Annotated in this window: 19 protein-coding genes; 9 read left to right on the top strand and 10 right to left on the bottom strand. The window is 70.4% G+C overall.

Annotated elements, in window-relative coordinates; translation table 11 throughout:
- Positions 1–3: 3 nt before the first annotated feature.
- A complete protein-coding gene (locus ACFQS1_RS15240; protein ID WP_378968331.1) occupies positions 4–1,044 on the bottom strand; it encodes an alpha/beta fold hydrolase in 1,041 nt (346 codons plus the stop codon).
- 64 nt (positions 1,045–1,108) lie between these two features.
- On the opposite strand from ACFQS1_RS15240, the gene ACFQS1_RS15235 reads away from it, so the two are divergent.
- Positions 1,109–1,918, top strand: a complete 810-nt coding sequence (locus ACFQS1_RS15235) for a class I SAM-dependent methyltransferase (RefSeq protein ID WP_378968329.1) — start codon at positions 1,109–1,111, stop codon at positions 1,916–1,918.
- A gap of 191 nt (positions 1,919–2,109) precedes the next feature.
- Entirely contained in the window at positions 2,110–4,161 is a 2,052-nt protein-coding gene (locus ACFQS1_RS15230) for a M4 family metallopeptidase (RefSeq protein ID WP_378968327.1), read from the top strand.
- Positions 4,162–4,213: 52 nt separating this feature from the next.
- On the opposite strand, the gene ACFQS1_RS15225 is transcribed toward ACFQS1_RS15230, so the two are convergent.
- Positions 4,214–5,500 carry an FAD-binding oxidoreductase gene (locus ACFQS1_RS15225; RefSeq protein WP_378968325.1) on the bottom strand — a complete coding sequence of 429 codons (1,287 nt, stop codon included), beginning with the start codon at positions 5,498–5,500 and terminating at the stop codon, positions 4,214–4,216.
- 202 nt (positions 5,501–5,702) lie between these two features.
- On the opposite strand from ACFQS1_RS15225, the gene ACFQS1_RS15220 reads away from it, so the two are divergent.
- On the top strand, positions 5,703–6,203 hold the full coding sequence (locus ACFQS1_RS15220) for a CAP domain-containing protein (protein WP_378968323.1): 501 nt from the start codon (positions 5,703–5,705) through the stop codon (positions 6,201–6,203).
- Positions 6,204–6,242: 39 nt separating this feature from the next.
- Here ACFQS1_RS15220 and ACFQS1_RS15215 read toward each other — a convergent pair whose 3' ends face one another.
- From ACFQS1_RS15215 to ACFQS1_RS15200, 4 genes are all read right to left on the bottom strand, one after another.
- The gene (locus tag ACFQS1_RS15215) at positions 6,243–6,677 is read right to left on the bottom strand and encodes a hypothetical protein (RefSeq protein ID WP_378968321.1); all 435 of its coding nucleotides are present in this window, start codon (positions 6,675–6,677) and stop codon (positions 6,243–6,245) included.
- A gap of 221 nt (positions 6,678–6,898) precedes the next feature.
- Entirely contained in the window at positions 6,899–7,558 is a 660-nt protein-coding gene (locus ACFQS1_RS15210) for a hypothetical protein (protein ID WP_378968319.1), read from the bottom strand.
- A 411-nt stretch (positions 7,559–7,969) separates the two neighbouring features.
- Positions 7,970–8,185 carry a DUF397 domain-containing protein gene (locus tag ACFQS1_RS15205; protein ID WP_378968648.1) on the bottom strand — a complete coding sequence of 72 codons (216 nt, stop codon included), beginning with the start codon at positions 8,183–8,185 and terminating at the stop codon, positions 7,970–7,972.
- A gap of 40 nt (positions 8,186–8,225) precedes the next feature.
- The gene (locus tag ACFQS1_RS15200; protein ID WP_378968317.1) at positions 8,226–9,113 is read right to left on the bottom strand and encodes a helix-turn-helix domain-containing protein; all 888 of its coding nucleotides are present in this window, start codon (positions 9,111–9,113) and stop codon (positions 8,226–8,228) included.
- A gap of 199 nt (positions 9,114–9,312) precedes the next feature.
- Here ACFQS1_RS15200 and ACFQS1_RS15195 point away from each other — a divergent pair, with 199 nt between their 5' ends.
- The 3 genes from ACFQS1_RS15195 (at position 9,313) to ACFQS1_RS15185 (ending at position 12,173) form a co-directional block, all read left to right on the top strand.
- Positions 9,313–9,951: a GOLPH3/VPS74 family protein gene (locus ACFQS1_RS15195; protein ID WP_378968646.1), complete on the top strand. Its 639-nt coding sequence runs from the start codon at positions 9,313–9,315 to the stop codon at positions 9,949–9,951.
- A gap of 62 nt (positions 9,952–10,013) precedes the next feature.
- Positions 10,014–11,555: an APC family permease gene (locus tag ACFQS1_RS15190; protein ID WP_378968315.1), complete on the top strand. Its 1,542-nt coding sequence runs from the start codon at positions 10,014–10,016 to the stop codon at positions 11,553–11,555.
- A gap of 9 nt (positions 11,556–11,564) precedes the next feature.
- Positions 11,565–12,173 (top strand): GNAT family N-acetyltransferase, encoded by a 609-nt coding sequence (locus ACFQS1_RS15185; RefSeq protein WP_378968313.1) that lies wholly within the window; start codon positions 11,565–11,567, stop codon positions 12,171–12,173.
- Between the two features lie 37 nt (positions 12,174–12,210).
- Here the strand turns inward: ACFQS1_RS15185 and ACFQS1_RS15180 are convergent, their stop codons facing one another.
- Positions 12,211–12,762: a hypothetical protein gene (locus tag ACFQS1_RS15180; RefSeq protein WP_378968311.1), complete on the bottom strand. Its 552-nt coding sequence runs from the start codon at positions 12,760–12,762 to the stop codon at positions 12,211–12,213.
- Positions 12,763–13,257: 495 nt separating this feature from the next.
- Between ACFQS1_RS15180 and ACFQS1_RS15175 the strand changes: the two genes are divergently transcribed.
- Positions 13,258–14,361, top strand: coding sequence for an alpha/beta fold hydrolase (locus tag ACFQS1_RS15175; RefSeq protein WP_378968309.1), 1,104 nt, complete (start codon positions 13,258–13,260; stop codon positions 14,359–14,361).
- A 194-nt stretch (positions 14,362–14,555) separates the two neighbouring features.
- On the opposite strand, the gene ACFQS1_RS15170 is transcribed toward ACFQS1_RS15175, so the two are convergent.
- Positions 14,556–15,611, bottom strand: a complete 1,056-nt coding sequence (locus tag ACFQS1_RS15170; protein WP_378968307.1) for a LacI family DNA-binding transcriptional regulator — start codon at positions 15,609–15,611, stop codon at positions 14,556–14,558.
- An 86-nt stretch (positions 15,612–15,697) separates the two neighbouring features.
- Between ACFQS1_RS15170 and ACFQS1_RS15165 the strand changes: the two genes are divergently transcribed.
- Both ACFQS1_RS15165 and ACFQS1_RS15160 read left to right on the top strand, forming a co-directional pair.
- Entirely contained in the window at positions 15,698–17,242 is a 1,545-nt protein-coding gene (locus tag ACFQS1_RS15165; RefSeq protein ID WP_378968305.1) for a diguanylate cyclase domain-containing protein, read from the top strand.
- Positions 17,243–17,276: 34 nt separating this feature from the next.
- On the top strand, positions 17,277–18,749 hold the full coding sequence (locus ACFQS1_RS15160; RefSeq protein WP_378968303.1) for an acyltransferase family protein: 1,473 nt from the start codon (positions 17,277–17,279) through the stop codon (positions 18,747–18,749).
- Positions 18,750–19,422: 673 nt separating this feature from the next.
- On the opposite strand, the gene ACFQS1_RS15155 is transcribed toward ACFQS1_RS15160, so the two are convergent.
- A complete protein-coding gene (locus ACFQS1_RS15155; protein ID WP_378968301.1) occupies positions 19,423–20,088 on the bottom strand; it encodes a response regulator in 666 nt (221 codons plus the stop codon).
- Complete coding sequence (locus ACFQS1_RS15150; protein WP_378968298.1) at positions 20,085–21,161, bottom strand: sensor histidine kinase; 1,077 nt, start codon at positions 21,159–21,161, stop codon at positions 20,085–20,087. Before ACFQS1_RS15150 ends, ACFQS1_RS15155 begins: the two co-directional genes overlap by 4 nt.
- Positions 21,162–21,181: the final 20 nt, after the last annotated feature.

Below are 21,181 nucleotides of genomic sequence, written 5' to 3'. Positions count from 1 at the left end.
CGGTCAGAGGAGTTTCCGCAGCTCGGCGGCCACCTCGGTGGGGCGCTCGACGTGCGGGGAGTGGCCGCAGTTCTCGTAGACGACCTCGGTGTAGGCGCCGCCCGCGGCCGCGTAGCGGTCCAGGACAGCCCGGGTCTGGCCGATCATCGGCTGGGGCGGGCAGGCGTCGGCGCCCGGCCATCCCGGGACCGCGCCGATCGAGCCGAGGAAGGCCAGGTCGAAGAACGACGTGTCGGAGACGATGGCGTCCTTGTCGCCGCGCACCCAGGTGATCGGGGGCTTGGGGGTGACCGCGACCAGGTCGGCGGCGATGGTGAAGTGGTTGGGGGCCATCGTGTTGAGCACGCCGCGGTCGCCGGGGGCGATGCCGGGCCAGTTCTCGCTGGGCTTGCTGTCGCCGGGGTAGTTGTCGTCGCCGATCGCCGTGGACAGCACGGTGTCGAGCAGCAGCTGCTCGTCGTCGCCGAGCGACGCCGGGTCGGCCACGTAGGCGGTGCGCAGCACGGCGAGCGGGCTGGTCGGGCCGTCGTCGGCGCGGTCGCCCGCGGCGATCCGGCGCACGAAGTCGGGGTTCGCGCCGCCGCCGCCGGTGCCGGCGAAGTCCGCGGTGGTGGGGGTGCCGTCGAGGTCGCGGGTGCCGCCGAAGCCGTACGGGCTGAGCGGCGCCTCAAGCAGCAGGGCCGAGACCCGCTCGGGGTGGTCGACGAGCAGCTGCATCGCGACGCCGCACCCCATCGAGTGCGCGGCGACGGTGACCGGCCCGCCACCCGGGAACAGCGCCGGGTCGTCGAGCAGCGCCGCCACGTCGTCGGCGAAGTCCCGCAGGCCGCGACCGGCGTCCACCGGCGCGGTCTCGGAGCGGCCGTACCCGCGCAGGTCGGGCGCGACGATCCGCAGGGTGGGCGGAAGGTGGCGCAGCAGCGGCCGCCAGAAGTCGGCCGACGAGCAGTTGCCGTGCACGAGCAGCACCGGCGAGCCGTCGGCGGGCCCGGAGACGAGAACGTTGAGCGAGATGCCGCGGACGGCGACGGTAACCTCTTCCATCGCCGCAGCTTCCCACCGCAACGGCCCATGGACAGTGTGGCCGGCCCACATATCCTCGGAGGTCATGGGAGACGTATGGGCGGCCGGCAACGCGTACGAGGCTTACGTCGGTCGATGGAGCCGCCCGGTCGCCGCGAAGTTCGTCCGGTGGCTGACGGTGCCGGGCGACGACCGGCCCGGGGTGGCGCCGGGCCGGCGCTGGCTGGACGCGGGCTGCGGCACCGGCGCGCTGACCGGCACCGTGCTGGCCGCCGCCGCGCCGGCCGAGATCGTGGGCGTGGACATGTCCCGGGGATTTCTCGCCGAGGCCCGCGCCCACCTACCGGCGGCGCGCTTCGTGGCCGGCGACGCGTCGGCGTTGCCGCTGGCGCAGGGCCGCTTCGACGCGGTGGTGAGCGGCCTGGCCCTGAATTTCGTCCCCGGCTCGCAGCGGGCGGTCGACGAGTTCGCCCGGGTGGCCGCCCCGGGCGCGACGGTGGCCGCGTACGTCTGGGACTACGCGACCGGGATGCAGATGATGCGCCACTTCTGGGACGTCGCGGCCGAGTTCGACCCGGCCGCGGCCGAGCAGGACGAGGGCCCGCGCTTCCCGATCTGCCATCCCGAGGCGCTGGCCCGGGCCTGGACCGGCGCCGGCCTGCGCGGCGCCGAGACCCGCCCGATCGAGATCCCCACCGTCTTCGGGGACTTCGACGACTATTGGCGGCCGTTCCTGGGCGGCCAGGGTCCGGCCCCCGCATACCTGGCCCGGCTGTCCCCGGACAAGCGGGCGGCGATCCGCGACCGGCTCGACGCGCGCCTGCCCCGCGAGACGGACGGCTCGATCGCGCTGACCGCCCGGGCGTGGGCCGTTCGCGGATTCAAGGTCGCGTGAGCGCCGGCGGCGAGGCACTCGTCGCCGGTACGACCTAATTCGTATGCCCCTCGGCGCGTGCGCAAGGGTTTTCCCTATTCCCAAAGACACTTGTCGATGCCTAGCGTCTCACCTCAAGTCGTCCTGGTGTGACTCATCGTCCACCGGACCTTGAGCCCGCCCATACCCCCGGGCGGGAAAGGAGCACCCGCGTGAAACGTCGAATCCCCCTGACCGTCGCGCTCGCGGCGGGCACCGCGGCCGCCTCGGCCCTGGTCGCGGTGGCCCAGCCGGCCACCGCCCAGCCGGTCGACCCGGCCGCCGCGGCGAAGACGGCGGCCACCAAGGCCGACGCGCTCGTCGCGAGCCAGCCGTCGGTCCTGCAGGCGAGCAGCCACGACACCTTCCAGCAGCAGAAGGTGATCTCGTCGCACGGACTCAACTACGTCCCCTACACCCGCTCCTACAAGGGTTTCCCGGTCGACGGTGGCGACTTCGTCGTCATGACGGACGCCAGCGGCGCGACCAAGTACACCTCGGTCGCGCAGTCGAGCCCGATCGGCGAGCTGTCCGTCACGCCGAAGCTGGCCGACACGGACGCCGCGGCGATCGCCAAGCAGCAGCTCAAGACGGTGTCCAGCGTGGAGGGCACCAGGCTGGTCATCGACGCCGCCGAGGGCCGGGCGGCCCGGCTGGCGTGGCAGACGACGGTCAACGGCACCGGCGCCGAGGGCGTCAGCCGGCTCACCGTCAACGTGGACGCGATCACCGGCAAGGTGCTCGACACCCGCGAGCACGTCATCCAGGCGGCCGGCACCGGCACCGGCTGGATCAACGGCACCGTGTCGATCGACACCACCCAGTCCGGTTCGACGTATCTGATGCAGGACCCGTCGCACACGACGATCCGGGCGCAGAACGCGTCGGGCAACGCCACCTTCAGCGGCTCGGACAACGTCTGGGGCAACGGCAGCGGCACCGACCGCGAGACCGGCGGCGTCGACGCGTTCTACGTCGCGCAGAAGCAGTTCGCCATGCTGTCGTCCTGGCTCGGCCGCAACGGCCAGAACGGCTCCGGCGGGGCGTGGCCGATCCGGATCGGTCTCAACGACCAGAACGCGTACTACGACGGCACCCAGGTGCAGATCGGCAAGAACACCGCCGGTCAGTGGATCGCGTCGGCGGACGTGGTGGGCCACGAGCTCGGCCACGGCATCGACGACTACACCCCGGGCGGCATCTCCCGCGGCAACACCCAGGAGTTCGTGGCCGACACGTTCGGCGCGGCGACCGAGGCGTTCATCAACAACCCGAACGACCCGCCGGACTACCTGGTCGGCGAGGAGGTCAACCTGGTCGGCAGCGGCCCGATCCGCAACATGTACAACCCGTCGGCGCTGGGCGACTCGAACTGCTACTCCTCGAGCGTCCCGTCGCAGGAAGTGCACGCCGCGGCCGGTCCCGGCAACCACTGGTTCTACCTGCTCGCGCAGGGCTCGAGCGGCAACGGCCAGCCGTCCAGCTCGACCTGCAACGGCTCCACGGTGAGCGGTCTGGGCATCCAGAAGGCCATCACCATCATGTACAACGCGATGCTGATGAAGACCTCGAGCTCGTCGTACCTGAAGTACCGGACCTGGACGCTCACCGCGGCCAAGAACCTGTACCCGGGTAGCTGCGCCGAGTTCAACACGGTCAAGGCGGCCTGGGACGCGGTCAACCTGCCGGCCCAGTCGGCCGACCCGACCTGCAGCGGCGGCACCACCACGCCGCCGACCACCACCCCGACGACCCCGCCGACCGGGACCTGCGCCTCGGCGCAGCTGCTGGGCAACTCCGGCTTCGAGAGCGGCGGGAGCAACTGGTCGTACAGCAGCGGCGTCATCTCGACGGCGTCCGGCTCCAACGTCCCGTACGCCGGCAGCTACTTCGCCTGGCTCGACGGCTACGGCCGGAGCCACACCGACACGCTGTCCCAGTCGGTGACGATCCCGTCGACCTGCACGAACGCCACGCTGAGCTTCTACCTGAAGATCACTTCGGCGGAGACCACGACGTCCACCGCGTACGACAAGCTGACCGTCAAGGCCGGCTCGACCACGCTGGCGACGTACTCCAACCTGAACAAGGGCGGCTACGCCCAGAGGTCGTTCAACCTGTCCAGCTTCAAGGGCCAGACCGTGACGATCTCGTTCAGCGGGGTCGAGGACTCCTCGCTCCAGACGTCCTTCCAGATCGACAACACCGCGCTCAACGTGAGCTGAGCCGCGGGCAACGGAAAGGGGCCGGCGCCGCGATGGCGTCGGCCCTCTTTCGCTACGGACGCACGTTGTGGTTGCCGGCGAACAGGTTGCCCGGGTCGTACTCGCGCTTGACCGCGGCCAGCCGCCGATAGGTCTCCGGCGGGTAGACGGCCCGGACATCCGCGTCGGTGGCCGAGCTGAGGAAATTGGCGTAAGCGCCGCTCACGTACGGCTCGAGCCGGTCCCGCGTCGCGGTCTGTTCCTGGTTCACGGTCCCCGTCATGACCATCAGCTCGGCCTGGCGGTGCGCGTACGCCGTGGCGTCGCCGGGAACCCGGGCCACCGCGCCCCCGACGCTGCGGATCGCGATGGCCGGCGACTGCCCGGACGCCCCGATCTCGACGAGCACCCGCAGCGCGTCGGGCACCGACTCCTCGTCCACGAACACGCCCCGGCTGACGAACCGGACGCCCGGCGGCGGGACCATGCCGTCCACCAGCACATCGGCGTACGCCTTGAGGACGACCTCGTCGGCGATCACCGTGCCGAGCGCGCGGATCGGGTCCAGCGCCTCCGCGGCGAGCGCCGGGTCGTCCGAGTCGATCACGACATGCACCTCGACCGGCGCCTCCGCGCCGCCGGCGAACGGGTTGGCGAACGACGCGATCGCGGTGAGGTCCTCCGGCGCCGTACGCATGTAGTCGGCCCAGCCCTGCAGCACCGCGCCCGCCTCGGCCGCGGGAAAGGCGATCCGCCCGTGGAAGACGTCGGTCGTCGGGTGCGCCGCGAACTCGAACGCGGTCACGATCCCGAAGTTGCCGCCGCCGCCGCGAAGCGCCCAGAACAGCTCCGCGTTCTCGCCGGCGTCGGCCCGCACCACCTCGCCGGACGCCGTGACCAGCTCGGCCGCGACGAGGCTGTCCAGCGCCAGCCCGTACTTGCGGACCTTCCACCCGATGCCGCCGGTCAGGGTCAGGCCGCCGACCCCGACGCTCCTGGTGTCGCCGGACGAGATCGCCAGGTTGTGCGGGGCCAGCGCCGTGGCGACCTGGCCCCACGTCGCGCCGCCCCCGATCCGTACGATATGACGGTCTTTGTCGATGACCGAGACCTCGGCGAGCCGGCTGAGGTCGATCACCACGCCGCCGTCGTTGGTGCCGAAGCCCGCGAAGCTGTGCCCGCCGCCCCGGACGGACAGATGCCGTCCGGCGTTGAGTCTGATCGCCGCTTGGACGTCCGCGACGCCGGCCGGTCGCAGGATGAGGGCCGGACTGCCGGTCACCAGCATCGTGCGGCTCGCCGCCGGGTATTCCGCCGTGTCCGGACCGATGATGTCGCCACTGAATCCTGTTGTCGTCATGTCGTGGTGACGAAACGGACCGGCCCGATGTGAGACCCCTCGGCAGTGACCTGCGTCTCCCTGGCTCCGTCGGCCCGCGGGCCTTCCCCGCCCCGCGGGGAGCGGCTCGGGTTCCGCCGGGTGCAGGGTGGTTCCTCCCGTTCATCAGCCGGCGCTGGGTGCCCGATCGGTATTTCACGTCACCGATCGCCCGGAGGAACTCTTGAAGCGTCTCGTCGCCATCGCCGCCCTGGCCGCCGTCCCGGCCCTGTTCGCCGCGCCGGCCTTCGCGGCCACCTCCTCCACCGCGGTCGCGAAGCCGTCGGCGCAGGTCATCACGGGATACGAGAACGAGGTCGTGCGGCTGACCAACGCGCAGCGCACCGCGAAGGGCTGCCCGGCGCTGCGGATCGACGAGCGGCTGCGCACCGCCGCCCGTGCGCACAGCACCGACATGGTGACGCGCGGCTTCTTCAGCCACACCGGCTCGAACGGCAGCACCTTCGTCGCCCGCGAGGCGGCGGCCGGCTACCCGAGCCGCAGCGCCAATGCCGAGAACATCGCCTGGGGCTACCGCACCCCCAAGGACGTCGTCACCGGCTGGATGAACAGCCCCGGCCACCGTGCCAACATCCTCAACTGCGGCAGCGTCGCGGTGGGCGTCGGCCTGGCCTACACCAAGAGCGGCGCGCCGTACTGGACCCAGGACTTCGGCCGCTCCTGACCCCGCGACCGCGGGCCCTGCCTTTGCCGCCCGGCGCGGTCAGGGCGCAGGGTGGCCGTGTGCCCGCAGCACTTGGAGATGGGCGCGATCCCGGTCGCGCCCCATCATCAATTTCGTCGTCGCCACCACGTCCAGCGTCACGAATCGCAGCCCGGCGAGCACATCGGCCCGGTCGATCAGCTCGTCCACCGTTCCGAACTCCGGAAACCAATCGTCGAAGACGTCCAGATCCCCGCCGAACAACGGCACCCGCCGCGCCGCCGAATAGGGCGCCCCCTCGATCGGCCCGAGCCTCGCGGCGATCTTCCACGCCGCCCCGCGAGCGACGATGTCCAGGTCGCTCGGGTCGTCGATCCACCCCCGCGCGTACAGCGGCCCGCTCCCGCAGATCACGAAGTCCCCGGGCGGCATACGCAGCGACAACAGCTCCCGGAAGTACCGATGACCGAGGAAGTGCATGGCGTCCGCCCTCACCTGGAACGACCCTTAGAATACGGTTTGCGCCCCGCGCGATTCCGGCCGATTTGACCTGCGCCGGGCGGGAAACCGGCCGCCGGCGCCCACCATTACCGCTTCAGCGTGTACGCCCAGTCGGCCCGCACGAGGGCCTCCACAGTAGAGAATGCATTCGCCGCGATCGAGAAGACGACGGTCGCCGGCGGCACCCTCACCGGCACGGTCACCCATCAGGGGCGCTAGTCGTCGGAGCTCTCGAGGAACGCGCGCATGCGGCGGCGGGCGTGTTCGCTCTCCAGCAGCGCCACCGCCTGTTCGGCCCGTTTCAGCAGCTCGGCCGCGCGTCCACCGGTCGGGTCGGCGGCCTTCTCCTCGGTGGACCAGTATTTGAACGTCCGGATCTGGTGGGCCCGGGCCGTGTCGTCGGCGGACCCGATCGCCTCGACGGCCAGGCCCATCTCGTCGCGCGCCTTCTCCACCCGGCCCGCCGAGAAGAGGAAGAACGCGTATCCGCGACGCGCGAACAGCGTCTGTACCGTCCCCTCGTCCTCGGCCGCGTCGATGGCCGCGCGCCAGGACTGGTCGGCCTCGGCGGGGTAGCCGGAACGGCCGAGCGCGTAGGCGAGCGTCCGGTATTCCGGGCTGGTGATGTCGGTGAGTCGCTTCTGCAGGGTGAACGCCTGGATCGCGAGCAGCTCGGCCCGCGCGTTGACCGCATCCGCCAGGTCGCCGTGCGGCAGCCGGTGCTCGAGGCGCAGGCCGTTGAGGTCGTCGATCAGCGTGACGAACCGGAGTCGTTCCCCCCGGCGGGCCATGCTGCGCCGCTCGGCGATGCCGTAGAGGGAGACCGCCAGGGCGGCGAGGCTGATCACCAGCGCCGGAATGCCAGCTGCCTGCATGCATCACAGTCTATGTACGCAAGCGCTCTCCATAGCCGTACATCTATGGATTTTTGGCCTGGGCGCCGCCGCGGGGTGGCCCGCGGCGGGGTGGGGCAGGCCGGGCCGAGCGCCTCGTCGGCCTCGGCGACATTGCCGCTCGACGACATTGCCGCCTCGACGGCGGCGGGCGCCATTCGCCGGTGGTGCGACATAAGGTCCGCAGCACGGAACTCGCGAGTCGCCACGGCACTCGCGAACGTATTTTCTCGCTGATTTCGGCCATCGCCGACCGTCGATGTGATCGCACCTATTGTGCCTGGGCTGCAACGCCCCGTGAGGGGCGTTGCAGCTTCCGCTAGGCTCGCGCCCGAGAAGTTGACTTTGCGTAAGCACTTCCCATCGGTGCGTGCCTATCGGTAGGCTCTCAGGTCAAGAAGCGATGTCGAACTCGCCATCCTTGGCCGAGTCCACGAAGGCGGTCCACTCCGCCTGCGTGAACAAGAGAGCCGGTCCAGACCGGTCCTTGCTGTCACGGACGGCAACAGCTTCGTCGAGGAAGGCGACCTCGACGCAGTTGTTTCCGCCACTGCCGTTGCTCCGGCTGCCCTTCTTCCAGACAGCACCGTTGAGATGGTGCGTGAGCAATCTCAAGCACCTCCCTTCAGTATGGGTTTGTCTCGGAGCCCTAAGCGACCAGCAGGCTCTCGATCATCTTGATTGTCTGGCGATGGTCGAGCGCCTTCGCGCTCAATCGCTCGAACTCTTTCCGGTAACGGGCAACCTCGGATGGTTGCTCTTCGTAAGAGTCTCCCGCAAGACCTTCAAGATAGACAACACCCAGATTGGTGGTTTCCGGCCGGGAAATCCCGTGGTTCATCTGCGCGTCTACGCCGCGGAACTCCAATATCGCCACCGGTCCACCGAGGAACCCGTGTTCGCCCGATCCGAACGGCAGGATCTGCAGGTTCACATTCGGTAATTGAGCCATTTCTATTAGATATCGAAGCTGTTCCGACATCACTTCCGGGCCGCCGACGACACGCCGTACGACCGACTCGTCCATCACGACGCCGAACTCGAGCGGGCGGGACTCGGTCAGCCGGGCCTGGCGGGTCAGCCGCAGGCGCACCCGGCGGTCGATCTCGTGCGGCGGGTCGGACTGGCGCCCGGTGCGCAGCAGCGCCCGGATGTACGCCTCCGTCTGGAGCAGGCCGGGCACGATCACCGGCTCCCAGTCCAGCATCGAGGCGGCGCCGGCCTCCAGGCCGACGAAGTTGCCCGGGCGGATCACGTCGCGGTAGTCGCTCCACCACGTGCGCTCGCGCGACATGCGGGCGAGCTCGATCAGCGCCTCGCGGTACGCCTCGTCCCGCACGTGATAGAGATCCAGCAGGTCGCGCACGTCACGGGCGGTCACCGCGACGCGGGCCGTCTCGATCCTCGTGACCTTGGCAGCGTGCCACTCGAAATGGCGGGAGACATTCTCCTGCGTCAATCCGGCAGCCTCGCGGCAGCGCTTCAACTCCGCGCCCAGCCGGCGGCGCCTCAGCGTCGGGCCTTCGTCAACGGACACCTGGACTCCCCTTGGCCCTCAGGTTTCCTCAGGTAAACGATCCTACGACCGCCGGGCTCATGATCCAACGTGGACCGAAGCTCAGAACAAGAAGTCTAGTACTCCTTGCATTGACCTTGAGGACGGGTACATGATGCGGCGACATTGAGAGTTATCGAGTCATGTACGCACAGTGATCTTCCGCAAGGGGCGTGGCAGCGTGTTGGCTGACCAGTACTTTCTGATCGCACACCAGGACCGCACCGGCCGTTCACGACTCCATCCACGGGCGACAGGACTGGGCCTGGCCGCCGCGTTGCTGGGGGAACTGATCCTGGAGGGACGGATCGGCATCGCCGACGGTGACCTCGTCATCCTCGACCGGCATCCACCGGCCGACTCATTGACGCACGACATCCTCGACCTCCTGATCGCCCAGCAACGACACCGCGAAGTTCGCACCTGGCTCGCCTTCCTCTCCCAGGACGCCGAGGTCCGGGTCGGCGAGCGGTTGGTACGTCTCGGCGCGGTAGACCTGATCACCCGGCGGCGGATGCTGTCGACCGAAGTGGTCTACATGCCGAACAGTCCGGAACAACGCAACGCAGCCGCCTGGGCACCCGCCCGGTTGGCCAATCTACTCGTCCGGGGCATCGAGCTCAGCCTCACCGACCGGGTGCTGGTCGGCCTCGTGGCCGCCACCGGTCTGACCAGGCACGTGCTCTACGACTTCGAGATGCACCGGCAAGCGTTCCAGTCCCTGCCGAGCGCCGTCGGCGCACTGCCCGGCGACCTACGGGACCTTATCGAATTCACCGAGGCCTCCGTGGGCTCGGTCCTGACCGTCGGTCGGCGGTGAGTGCCATCGGGCGTCACCACCTCCGGCGAAACAACTTCGACCAATGGGCCGGGAGGATGTTGATGACGCAGAAGGACCCCGTCGAGCCGGACATCGTGGCGAGGGCGCTGGCCAAGAACAGGCTCGGCGTCCCGTCCGTGGTGTTCTTCGGTGTGGCAGGCGCCGCGCCGCTGACGGTGATCATCGGGGCGATCTCGGCCACGTACGCGATCATCGGGAGCACCGCGGTCCCGATCGCGTACGTGGCGGTGGCCGGGATCCTTTCCCTGTTCACCGTGGGTTTCGTGGCGATGAGCCGGCACATCGTCAACTCGGGGGCTTTCTATTCCTACATCAGCCATGGGCTCGGCCGGGTCGTCGGCGTGGGCGCGGCGTTCGTCGCCCTCCCGGCGTACTCGGCGATGCAGATCGGCCTGTTCGGCCTGTTCGGCTCGGCGGCTTCCGGCATCCTCGCCGCGTTCGGCGTCATCACCCCGTGGTGGGTGTGCGCCATCGCCGCCTGGCTCATCGTCACGGTGCTCGGCGTGCTCTGGGTCGACCTCAGCGGCAAGGTGCTCGCCGTGCTGCTGGTCGCCGAGATCAGCATCGTGCTCATCTACGACCTCACCATGATCAGCCACCCCGCCGGTGGCCAGGTCACGTTCACCTCCTTCAGCCCGGCGCCGCTTCTCACCCCGGTCGTCGGCTCGCTGCTCGTGATCGCGATCGCCGGCTTCGTCGGCTTCGAGGCCACCGTCGTCCTCTCCGAGGAGGCGAAAGACCCGAAGCGCACGATCGCCCGCGCCACCCACTGGGCCGTGCTGCTGGCCGCGCTGCTCTGCAGCCTGTCCGCCTGGGCCATGGCCGTGAACACCGGGCCGGAGAACATCGCGGCGACCGCCGCCGAGCACCAGACCGACCTGGTCTTCTTCCTGATCGGCGCGCACCTGCCCGCGGCCCTGGTCAACCTCGGCTACCTGCTGTTCCTGACCAGCGTCTTCGCGGCGCTGCTCGCGTTCCAGGCCGCCGTCTCCCGCTACCAGTTCGCGCTCGGCCGCGAGGGCGTGCTGCCGGCGGTGTTCGGACGCACCCACCCGCGTACCGGCGCGCCGCTGGCCGGCTCGATCACCCAGAGCATCATCGCGATCGTCGTGCTGAGCATGTACGCGGTGGCCGGCGCCGACCCGCTGGTCTACCTGTTCGCCTGGATGAGCACGATCGGCGGCCTCGGCGTGCTGATCCTCATGTGGGCCACCTCGGCCGCGGTGATCGGCTTCTTCGCCCGCGGCCGTCGCCGGGAGAACGTGTGGCGGGCGTACGTGGCTCCGTTCATGTCCTTCCTTCTTCTCTCCGTGGTTCTCACCGCCACGGTGATCGGCTTCGGCGAGCTGCTCCAGGTCGACGGCGACTCGATCTTCCAGTGGCTGATCCCGGTGCTCTATCTCGGCACGGCGTTCGTCGGCTTCTGCTGGGCATGGATCATGCGGGCCGCGCGGCCCGAGGTCTACGCGCAGATCGGCCGCGGCACCGAGCACAAGACGAGCATCCTGGCCGACGCCGGCTTCCCCCGGCCGCTGCACGCCGCCGACCCGGTCGGCGCCGCCCGAAGCGGCTATCCGTATTAGAGGCATCGCATGTACAAGGTCAAGGATCTGGTCATCCGGGATCTCGCGCCGGCCTCCGCCGACGAGATCACCGAGGTCGTGGATCTGGCCATGCGGGACGGGCTGGTCGCCAGGTGGCTCCAGCCCGACACCCCGGCCCGCCATCGCGGCAGCTTCGACTACTTGGCGATCTTCGTCGAGCACGCCCTCCGCTTCGGCGACGTCTACACCACGGCGGAGGGCGACACCGGCCGTCTGACCGGCGCCGCCCTCTGGTTACCGATGACGACCACGGTGTCGGCGCCCCTCGACGACCACCGGATCAAGGAGATCGCCGGCGACGCGTACGACCGCGTGTGCGAACTGGACGCGGCGCTCGACGCCGAGCACCCGGCCGGCGACCACCACTACCTGGCTTACCTGGCCGTGCGCCCCGATCAGCAGGGACGTGGCCTGGGAAGCACCCTCCTGCGCCGGCACCATCGCCGCCTCGACGCGGCGGGCCTCCCGGCGTACCTGGAGGCGAACGACCCTCGCAACCGTGACCTCTACCTCCGGCACGGATACCGGGTCCGGTCCGTGATCGCGCTACCCGACGGGCCGTCGCTCTGGTGCATGTGGAGGTCGCCTATGGACTGACGCTCCGCCTGACCGCTTCGTCAGGCCGCCGACTTCGTCAGGCTGCCGACGGGAACTCGTACAGCCAGTACGACTGCTGGTCGATCCGGTTGAACCGCATGCTGTCCGAGTTCCGGCTGATCATGAGCCGGAAGACCCGGGCCATGTGGCGGACATCGTCGTTGTAGGAGCAGATGTCCAGGCCGACCAGACCGTTCTGGATCGATGCGACGAGGTACATCTGCTCGACCATCTGGGCGAACGCCTCGCGGCCCTGGAACTCGGGACTCACGGCAATGAACCCGATGTACCAGATCTTCTTGGCCGCGTAGTGCTCGGGCCAGTGGCGCTGGAAGTACTGCGGCGAGATCAACGGAACGGCTTCGAGATCGTTGGTGTACGTGGTGATCCCGCAGAGCGTGCCTTCGTCGGTGAGGGCGAGGTACTTGTCGACCCGCGTGTCGCTCATGACCTCGTCGAACTCGGCCTTGTACATCATGTGCCGCTGGACCGCGAGCGTGTTCAACTCCTCGAAGCAGTCCTGGTAGAGCTGCCATGCAGCGCTGTGCAGATCTTCATCGATGATCTGGTCGACAACTTTGATAAGCATGCTCTGCTCCCCCGCGGGACGGCAATCCCGCTTGCTCGCACTCACACTGATCAATGATCCGGTGACCACAGAGTACGAACAGTGACGGCTCAAGCACAATGCGTGTTCGTCAAAAAGAGTGTGCCAATATCGGCGAGACGGCTTGCTTGCCCGTTTCTGTGCAACTTGCGCGCCCGGGACGCATTCCCCGGGCCGCCGTGAATACCCGCTCACCGCAAGATCACACCGCCGCCGCGCGCCGTCTCCGAAGAACCTACCGGAGGCGGCCCGGTCCTGCTGGGCAGGGGTGCGCCCGCCGGTCCCCATCGGACTCCACCGTGGACCGGTCTGGAAAGTGCCCCCGTTATCGGGTCATTAAAGCCGCCCCTTTTGCGACCCCCGGTCGTGAACTGGACTCCGAGTTCAGTCCCCGAAGGACTACGCATCTGCGTACTTCAACCGGCCTCGGTTATCGCCATACGCTTTGGCCGGCTCGCACCACCGAATGGAGTACGCATGAAAACAGGTCCTCGCTTACTACTCATCGCCCTGCTGGCGACGTGCGGCTACCTCGCCGCCCCGGCCGGCTCGGCCAACGCCATCTCCCTGCCGGGCATGGTCCTGACCTCGGCCCCGGCCCCGCTGCCGCCCCCGCTCACCGGGCTGGCCACCGGCAAGCGCATCAACTACGTCTCCACCGACGTCCACGGCGCCCTGATCACCGCCACCGCTCTGATCATGACGCCGAAGACGGGAAAGCAGAACCGGATCGCGGCCTGGGCGCACGGCACCACCGGCCTCGCCGACAAGTGCGCCCCCTCGACCAGCCAGAGCGTCTTCTGGCCCGAGGCCCGCGACGCGGTCGCCGCGCTGCTCGGCAGCGGCTTCACCGTCGCCGCTCCCGACTACCCCGGGCTCGGCACCGCCCAGTCCCACCCGTACCTGGTGGGCGCCAGCGAAGCTCGAGCGACCATCGACGCCGTCAAGGCCGCCCGCAACCTCGACTCGTCGCTCTCCACCCAGTACGTGGTGGACGGCCACTCCCAGGGCGGCGCGGCGGCCGTGTTCGCCAACCAGATCGCCGCCGGCTACGACGGCAACCTGGTGCTCAAGGGCACCGCGAGCATCGCACCGGTCTCCGCCATCCCGCTGCTGGCCGAGGTGATCCCCGGGACGCCCATTCAGGGCTACCTGGTGATGGGCCTGTACGGCCTGAACGCCGTCGACCCCCTCTTCAACCCCAACAGCGTCCTGGCCCCGCAGGCCAAGACCAAGCAGGCGGTTCTCACCAGCGGCTGCCTCAACGAGATCCTTGCCTCCTACCAGTCCCTGACCGCGAGCCAACTCCTGGTGGGTGGCGCCCTGCCCGCGTCGGTGGTCGCCAAGCTGACCTCCTACGACGAGCCGGGCCAGACGACAACGACCGCGCCGGTGCTGCTCGTCCAGGGCACCGCCGACACCACGATCCCCGTGGAACTGACCCGTGACATGCTGTTTCCGCTGCTCGACAGCTACGCCCCGCCGGTCACCTACTACGAGGTGCCCAACGGAACGCACGATTCAGCGGTAACCTCATCGGCCGGCTACGTCGCAACGTGGCTGGCTGCGCTCTTCAGCTGATTCCCGGTGGCGCCGCCCCGCCACCCTCCGTGCCGTCCGTCCACCGGCACGAAAGTTCGGGCCCCGCAAGCCACCCCGCCGCGGCCCACTGACCGCCCCCGCCCCGGCCCACTGACCGCCCCCGCCCCGGCACTGGGTGGGGTGAAGTAGAGCAGGTGGGTCTGACACTTTTGCGGTGCCGTCCACAAATGCCATCAGGCGGCGGGGATGTGCGAGGTCTTTGCCAAGCGGCGCGTCGGGGCCGCCGCCGTGGAACCCCGGACCACCAGCTCGGCCGGGAAGATGTATTCGGATCGGGGGGCCGCGTGGCCGTTGATCTCGTCGACCAGGGCGCGGACGGCGGCGTTGCCCATGGCAGCGACCGGCTGCCGCAGGGTGGTGAGCGGCGGGTCGGTGAAGGCGATCAGCGGGGAATCGTCGAAGCCGACCACCGACATGTCGCGGGGGACGGCGAGCCCGCGGCGGTGCGCGGCGCGGATGGCGCCCAGGGCCATCAGGTCGGAGCCGCAGACCAGGGCGGTGACCTCGCGGTCGAGGAGCTGGCCGGCCGCGACCTCGCCGCCCTCGACGCCGAAGAGGGTCAGGACCACCAGTTCGTCCGGAGCGTGCCGGTCGTAACCGGGCACGTGGCGGCGCATGGCGTTGTGGTAGCCCTCGAGCTTGCGCTGGACGGCCCGGAAGCGCTCGGGGCCGGAGACGAAGCCGATGCGCTCGTGGCCCAGCGCGGCCAGGTGGGCGACCGCCGACTCGGCGGCCTGCTTGTCGTCGCACGAGATGAAGGGGGCGGCTATCCCCTCGGCGAAGCCGTTGACGAAGACGATCGGCATCGGGCGGTCGATCAGGCGCTGGTAACGCTCGTGGTCGGCGGTGGTGTCGGCGTGCAGGCCGGCCACGAAGACGATGCCGCTCACCTGACGGTCGAGGAGCATCTCGAGGTACTCGTCCTCGGTGACGCCACCCGGGGTCTGGGTGCACAGGACCGGGGTGTAGCCCGTCTGGGCCAGGGCCGACTCGATGATCTGGGCGAACGCCGGGAAGATCGGGTTTTCCAGCTCGGGGACGATCAGGCCGACCAGGCCGGCGCTGCGCTTGTGCAGGCGCTCGGGCCGCTCGTAGCCGAGGACGTCCAGCGCGGTGACGACGGCCTGGCGGGTGTCGGCCGAGACGCCCGGGCGGTCGTTGAGGACGCGCGACACCGTCGCCTCGCTGACGCCCGCCTGACGAGCGATATCCGAGAGACGCGCACGCATGCGGTCACAATAACGCTTCGAAATTTCCTGCGCGCATCACACCGCGACCCCTCAAGCCCGGCGATCCGGGACCGATGGGAACGCTCGTGGACGCATCCGGGCGCAGACAATGGGAGAGCCGCTCCTGGCGTCGTGACCCGCTGCTGATCGGCGCGGTCGCCTGGACCGCCCTGGCGGCGGTCATCTTCTTCGCGCTCTCGGCCGACACCGAGACGAACACCCTTTGGCAGGTACGCGCGTACTGGATCTTCCAGCTGCCGCTGGACGGCCTGCTCGCGTACTCGTCCTGGCGGGTGTTCCGGGTCGCGGCCGGCGCGACCCGCCGGTTCTGGCTGGTGCTGGCCGCGTCGGTCAGCGGCTTCCTGTGCGGCGACTCGATCCAGACCGTCCTCACCTTCGTGAACCCGCCCGGCACCTGGTCGACCACCGGCGGCATCGTGCAGTCCGCGATCTTCACCGTCGGCCTCGTCGCGATCGTGGTGGCGATGCTGGCGCATCCGCACCCGGGCCGGTCCGGGCGGGAACGGCTGGCGTTCTGGCTGGACTCGGCGACGGTGCTGGTCGGCGGCGCGGTGATCGCCTGGGGCTTCGCGGTGAAGCCGGGCGAGTACAGCCGCACCGACATGCTGGCCACGCTCGGGCTCGCCGCGGTCGCGCTGACCTCCAGCTTCGCCTCGGTGAAGATGATCCTGAGCGGGAACGCGCCGATGCGCCGGTCCGCCGCGATCCCGATGACCGTCTCGGCGGGCTTCACGATGATCGGGTTGTTCGTGGCGCCGCCCGCGGTCGGCCACCTGGACCCCTCGGTCTACCTGGTGCGGCTCATGCCGTCGCTGCTGATCGCGCTCGGGCCGCGCATCCAGGAGCTGATCGCCCGCTTCGACCCCGAACCGTTCGGCGAGCGGCGCCGCAAGAGATACAGCCTTCTCCCGTACGGATCAATGATTGTCGCCCTTGTCGCCCTGATCGCGGTCATGCCGCACGGGGTGGGCGCCCAGATGTGGGGCGTCGTGGTGGGGCTGGCCCTGATCTGTGTGCTGGTGGCCGGCCGGCAGCTGGTCGCTTTCCACGACAACACGTCGCTGATCGAGCGGCTCGATGCCACGATGGCCGAGCTGCGGCGGCAGGCCGAGACCGACGGGCTGACCGGGCTGGCCAACCGCACCCGGTTCCACGAGGAGCTGGGCCGGGCGCTCGAGCAGCCGTCCGGGGTGTCGGTGCTGCTGGTCGACCTGGACGGGTTCAAGGCGGTGAACGACACGCTCGGCCACGCGGCCGGCGACGAGCTGCTGGTCGCGGTGGCCGAGAAGATGCGCGCCGCGCTGCGCGCCGGAGACGTTCCGGCGCGGCTGGGCGGCGACGAGTTCGCGGTGCTGCTGCGCGACTGCGCCGGTCCGGAGTCCGAGGAGACCGCGCGCCGCATCCTCGTCGCGTTGTCCGACCCGGTGGAGATCTCGGGCGTGCCGGTGCGGGCCGGCGCGAGCATCGGGGCCGCGAGCGCCGAGCCGGGCGAGGGCGCGGGCGCGCTGGTCCGGCGGGCGGACGTGGCGATGTACGCGGCCAAGTCGGCCGGCAAGGGTACGTGGAAGCGGTACGACGCCGGGATGGAGAGCATCCCCGCTATCAATTGACAGATCTGCGGGACGCGACGAGTACCCTTCGCGGATGCCGCAGCGAAGAATGGCGTGGCTCGATGCGCTGCGCGCGATAGCGGCCCTGCTCGTCGTGTACGCGCACCTGAGCCACTACCTGCTCCGCGGCGCCCGTGACGTCTCCGCCGAGTGGCTGCACGCCGGCCCCGCCGGGGTGATGCTGTTCTTCCTGGTCAGCGGCTACATCATCCCGGCGTCGCTGGAGCGCCACGGCGACCTGCGCCGATTCTGGATCGGCCGGGCCGCCCGGCTCTACCCGCTCTACCTCGTGATCTGCGGCCTGGTGGCGGTGACCGCCGCGCTCGCCCAGGCCGCGCCGCTCAGCCCAGCCGCGCCGCTCAGCCCGGCCACGCCGCTCAGCCCGGCCGCGCCGCTCAGCCCGGCCGCGCCCAGCCCGGCCGCGCCGCTCACGCTGGGCGGGACGGTCGCTCACCTCACCATGCTGCCGCAGCTGCTGGGCACTTCCCTGCTCACCCCGGTGGTCTGGACGCTGACCTTCGAGATGGCGTTCTACCTGCTCGTCGCCGCCCTCTTCGCGCTGAGCCGGCACCGCGCCAGCGCCGCCGTCGCGGTGTGCCTCGCGGTGGCCGGGGTCGCCACCGCGCCGCTCACCCCCGGCCGGCTCGCCTCGCCGGCCCTTCCGTTCCTCGTCGCTGCGCTGCTCGCGATCGGCCTGATCGCGCTGACCCGCCGCCACCACCAGGTGGCGGTCGCGGGCGCGATCGTGCTGCTCGCCGTCGCCGGCACGTTGCTGGTCGCCGGCCAGGACGTGTCCCACGCCTGGGACGGCCTACTCATCCCGGCCGTGATGTTCACCGGGACCACGATCTACCGCGCCGAGCACCGGCAGATCCCGCGCCGCCAGGCCGTCGCGGCGGTCGCCGTGGTCGCCGCGGCGCTGCTGACCAACTGGTTCGCCGAGCTGGTCTCGCTGAACGCGCTCACCCCGAAGTACATGGCCCGCTCGGTCATCACGCTGCTGGTCATCGGCGGCTCCTTCGCCATCGGCATGGCCTGGCGGCGAACGCCGCGTTTCCTCGCCTGGCTAGGCCGGGTGAGCTACTCGACCTACCTCATTCACGTGCCGCTGATCGGGCTGCTCGCCGTGCCCCTGACCGTCCTCGGCCGGCGGCTGCGCGGGCCGGTCGAGCTCGTCGCGGTGGCCGGCTTCCTCGGGCTGCTGTTCGGTCTTTCGTGGCTCGCCCACCGCTACGTCGAGCTCCCCGGCCAGCGCCTCGGCCGCCGCCTGACGGCCGCCCGCGCGCCCCGGCAACGAGTTACGGCGCAGCGGACGGAAGCCGGCGACCGCCCCACCCGCGTGCCTCGGGAAAGCGGCACGGCGCAAGAGACCGGAGCCGGCGTCCGCCCCACCCGTGTGCCCCGGCAACGCGGCACGGCGCAGCAGAGTGAAGCCGGCGACCGCCGTGAGCACCGCCACGGCCGCGAGATAGAGCCGGTCGACCGGGCCGTCCGCGTTGCCGAATAGGCCGAAGACAGTGTGCCCGACCAGCGCGCCGAAGCTCGCGGCCACGAGATGGCGCGGCGTCCACGCATAGATCCAACCGGCCCGCACGGCGCCCGCCACCAGCAGCGCGCCGGCCGCCATCGGCACCAACGACCAGTCGCCGTGCGTGAACGACGGCTGCGTCGCACCGCCGAAGGGCCAGATCAACGCCAGGAAACCGCAGGTGGCGACGGCCGCGACCACGGCAACCGCCGGCGAGGAGGGCGCAGGGAACCTTTGCTCTGCTTCCTCACGGTAAGCGGAGCAAAGGGGCAGGCGCTTCCCTACAGTGAGCAGAGCCAAGGGGGCGGCGTGCTTCCTCAGGGTGAGCAGAGCAAAGGGCGGTGAAAGAGCTGGTCGCGGCCGGGTGAGGAGGCGGCGGAGGGTCGGGCGGCGCGAAGGGCGCAGGCGCACCCGCAGTGCCAGCACGATGAGCCCGGCCGCCAGCAGGACAACGATCGCGACCGCCAGCAGCGGCATGGTGTATCCCGGGTCTTCGGACGGCGGCACCGCCACCCGCACCAGGCCCGCGCGCGTAGATCGGCGCGAAGACCAGCCAGGCCCACGCCATCCGCAACGGCACGGTGCCGAGAACTCACCTCGGCGCAGATCGGCGCGAGCAGGGCGAGCAGCAACGCGGCCCGTCGATGGCGCCTCAAGACGAGGGGCGCGGCCGCACCAGGCCGAGATCGTACGCGAGCACGACCGCCTGCACCCGGTCGCGCACCCCGAGCTTGCGCAGGATCGCCGACACGTGCGTCTTCACGGTGGCCTCGGTGACCACCAGCCGCGCGGCGATCTCCGCGTTGGACGAGCCCCGGGCCAGCAACGTCAGCACCTCCCGCTCCCGCTCGGTGAGCCGCTCCAGCGAGCCATCGGCGGCGGACGGCGTCACGTCGGTGGCCAGGAACCGGTCGAGCAGCCTACGGGTCGCGGTCGGCGCGAGCAGCGCGTCCCCGCCGGCCACCACCCGGATCGCGTCGACCAGGTCGGCCGGCCGCACGTCCTTGAGCAGGAACCCGCTCGCTCCCGCCCGCAACGCCGCATACAGCGGCTCCTCCAGGTCATATGTGGTCAAGATGATCACCCTAGGCGGGCCGGCGGCGGCGGTGATCCGAGCGGTGGCGGCCACGCCGTCGAGGCCGGGCATGCGCACGTCCATCAGCACCACGTCCGGGTGGGTCTGCGCGGCCAGCCGGATCGCCTGCTCCCCGTCGCTCGCCTCGCCGACCACCTCGAGGTCGTCGCGGGACTCCAGGATCATCCGGAAGCCGGAACGGACCAGCGCCTGGTCGTCGGCGATCAGCACTTTGATGGTCACGGCTTCTCCCGTACCGGAAGATGCGCCTCGACCTCGAACCCGCCGGCGTCCCGCGGCCCGGCCGCGAACGAGCCGCCGAGGATCTCGGCCCGCTCCCGCATGCCGATCAGGCCGTGCCCACCCGGCTTCGCCACCGGGGAGGATCCGTCGTCGCGCACCCGCACCAGCACCTCCGACTCGTCGACCCGCACCGTCACCTCGGCCGCGGACGCCCGGGCGTGGCGCAGCGTGTTCGTCAGCGCCTCCTGCACTATCCGATACGCGCTGACCTGCACCCCGAGCGGCACGTCGCCGTCACCCTCGCGGCGGACGGAAACCCGCAGCCCCGACTCGCCCATCGTGGTGGCGAGCCGATCCATATCCTCGAGCGTCGGCTGCGGCCCCGCGTTCCCGGGATCGTCGGCGCGCACCGTACGCAAGAAACCGCGCAACTCCGCAAGCGCATGCCGGCCCGCCTCCTCGGTGCGACGCAGCGCCTCCCGCGCCCGCGCGGGATTCGACTCGAAGACGTCGTCGGCCGCCGCCGCCTGCACCACCATCACCGAGACCGTATGCGAAAGGATGTCGTGCAGGTCGCGCGCGATCCGCGCCCGCTCCTCGAGCACCGCCTGCCGCCGCTCGGCCACCAGCCGGGCCCCGCGCGCCCGGGCCAGCGCGCCCCAGCTCCACGCCAGCAGCACCGCGCCCAGCCACAGCGCGGCCGTCACCCACCGCTGCTGCGCCAGGGTCGGCCCGCACACCGCGACCACCGCGAGCCCCAGGATCCACAGCGTCTCGGCGGCCGGCCGCAACCAGGCGTACGTGCACAGCACCACGAAGGCGATCCCCGGCCCGAAATCCGGAATCAGAGTTTGCAGCGCCGCGCTCACCACGAGGACGACCGCGGTACCGAGCCGCGGCCGCTCGTCGAGCCACCACAGCGCCGCCGCCTGCACCAGGATCAGGGCGACGACCAGCACGCGTGGCCCGAACGACGACGTCCAGATCAACGCGGGCAAGGAGACGGCCACCGACGCGACGGTGAAGACCGTGCGCCACCGCCGCGGCAGCCGCGCCGCATAGCCGTCGCTCATGCGGCCGATCCTAGGAGAGC

This window comes from Paractinoplanes rhizophilus (assembly GCF_042664765.1).
In the GTDB taxonomy this organism is placed as follows: domain Bacteria; phylum Actinomycetota; class Actinomycetes; order Mycobacteriales; family Micromonosporaceae; genus Actinoplanes; species Actinoplanes rhizophilus.
The sequence above is the reverse complement of the archived record's forward strand: the minus strand, read 5'-3'. Positions and strand labels throughout refer to the sequence as shown.

Coding starts and splice junctions, on each gene's coding strand:
- ACFQS1_RS15160 (WP_378968303.1), top strand. CDS start 17,277: ATGCCGCAGCGAAGAATGGCGTGGCTCGATGCGCTGCGCGCGATAGCG.
- ACFQS1_RS15190 (WP_378968315.1), top strand. CDS start 10,014: ATGACGCAGAAGGACCCCGTCGAGCCGGACATCGTGGCGAGGGCGCTG.
- ACFQS1_RS15185 (WP_378968313.1), top strand. CDS start 11,565: ATGTACAAGGTCAAGGATCTGGTCATCCGGGATCTCGCGCCGGCCTCC.
- ACFQS1_RS15150 (WP_378968298.1), bottom strand. CDS start 21,161: ATGAGCGACGGCTATGCGGCGCGGCTGCCGCGGCGGTGGCGCACGGTC.
- ACFQS1_RS15225 (WP_378968325.1), bottom strand. CDS start 5,500: ATGACGACAACAGGATTCAGTGGCGACATCATCGGTCCGGACACGGCG.
- ACFQS1_RS15235 (WP_378968329.1), top strand. CDS start 1,109: ATGGGAGACGTATGGGCGGCCGGCAACGCGTACGAGGCTTACGTCGGT.
- ACFQS1_RS15170 (WP_378968307.1), bottom strand. CDS start 15,611: ATGCGTGCGCGTCTCTCGGATATCGCTCGTCAGGCGGGCGTCAGCGAG.
- ACFQS1_RS15180 (WP_378968311.1), bottom strand. CDS start 12,762: ATGCTTATCAAAGTTGTCGACCAGATCATCGATGAAGATCTGCACAGC.
- ACFQS1_RS15210 (WP_378968319.1), bottom strand. CDS start 7,558: ATGCAGGCAGCTGGCATTCCGGCGCTGGTGATCAGCCTCGCCGCCCTG.
- ACFQS1_RS15240 (WP_378968331.1), bottom strand. CDS start 1,044: ATGGAAGAGGTTACCGTCGCCGTCCGCGGCATCTCGCTCAACGTTCTC.
- ACFQS1_RS15175 (WP_378968309.1), top strand. CDS start 13,258: ATGAAAACAGGTCCTCGCTTACTACTCATCGCCCTGCTGGCGACGTGC.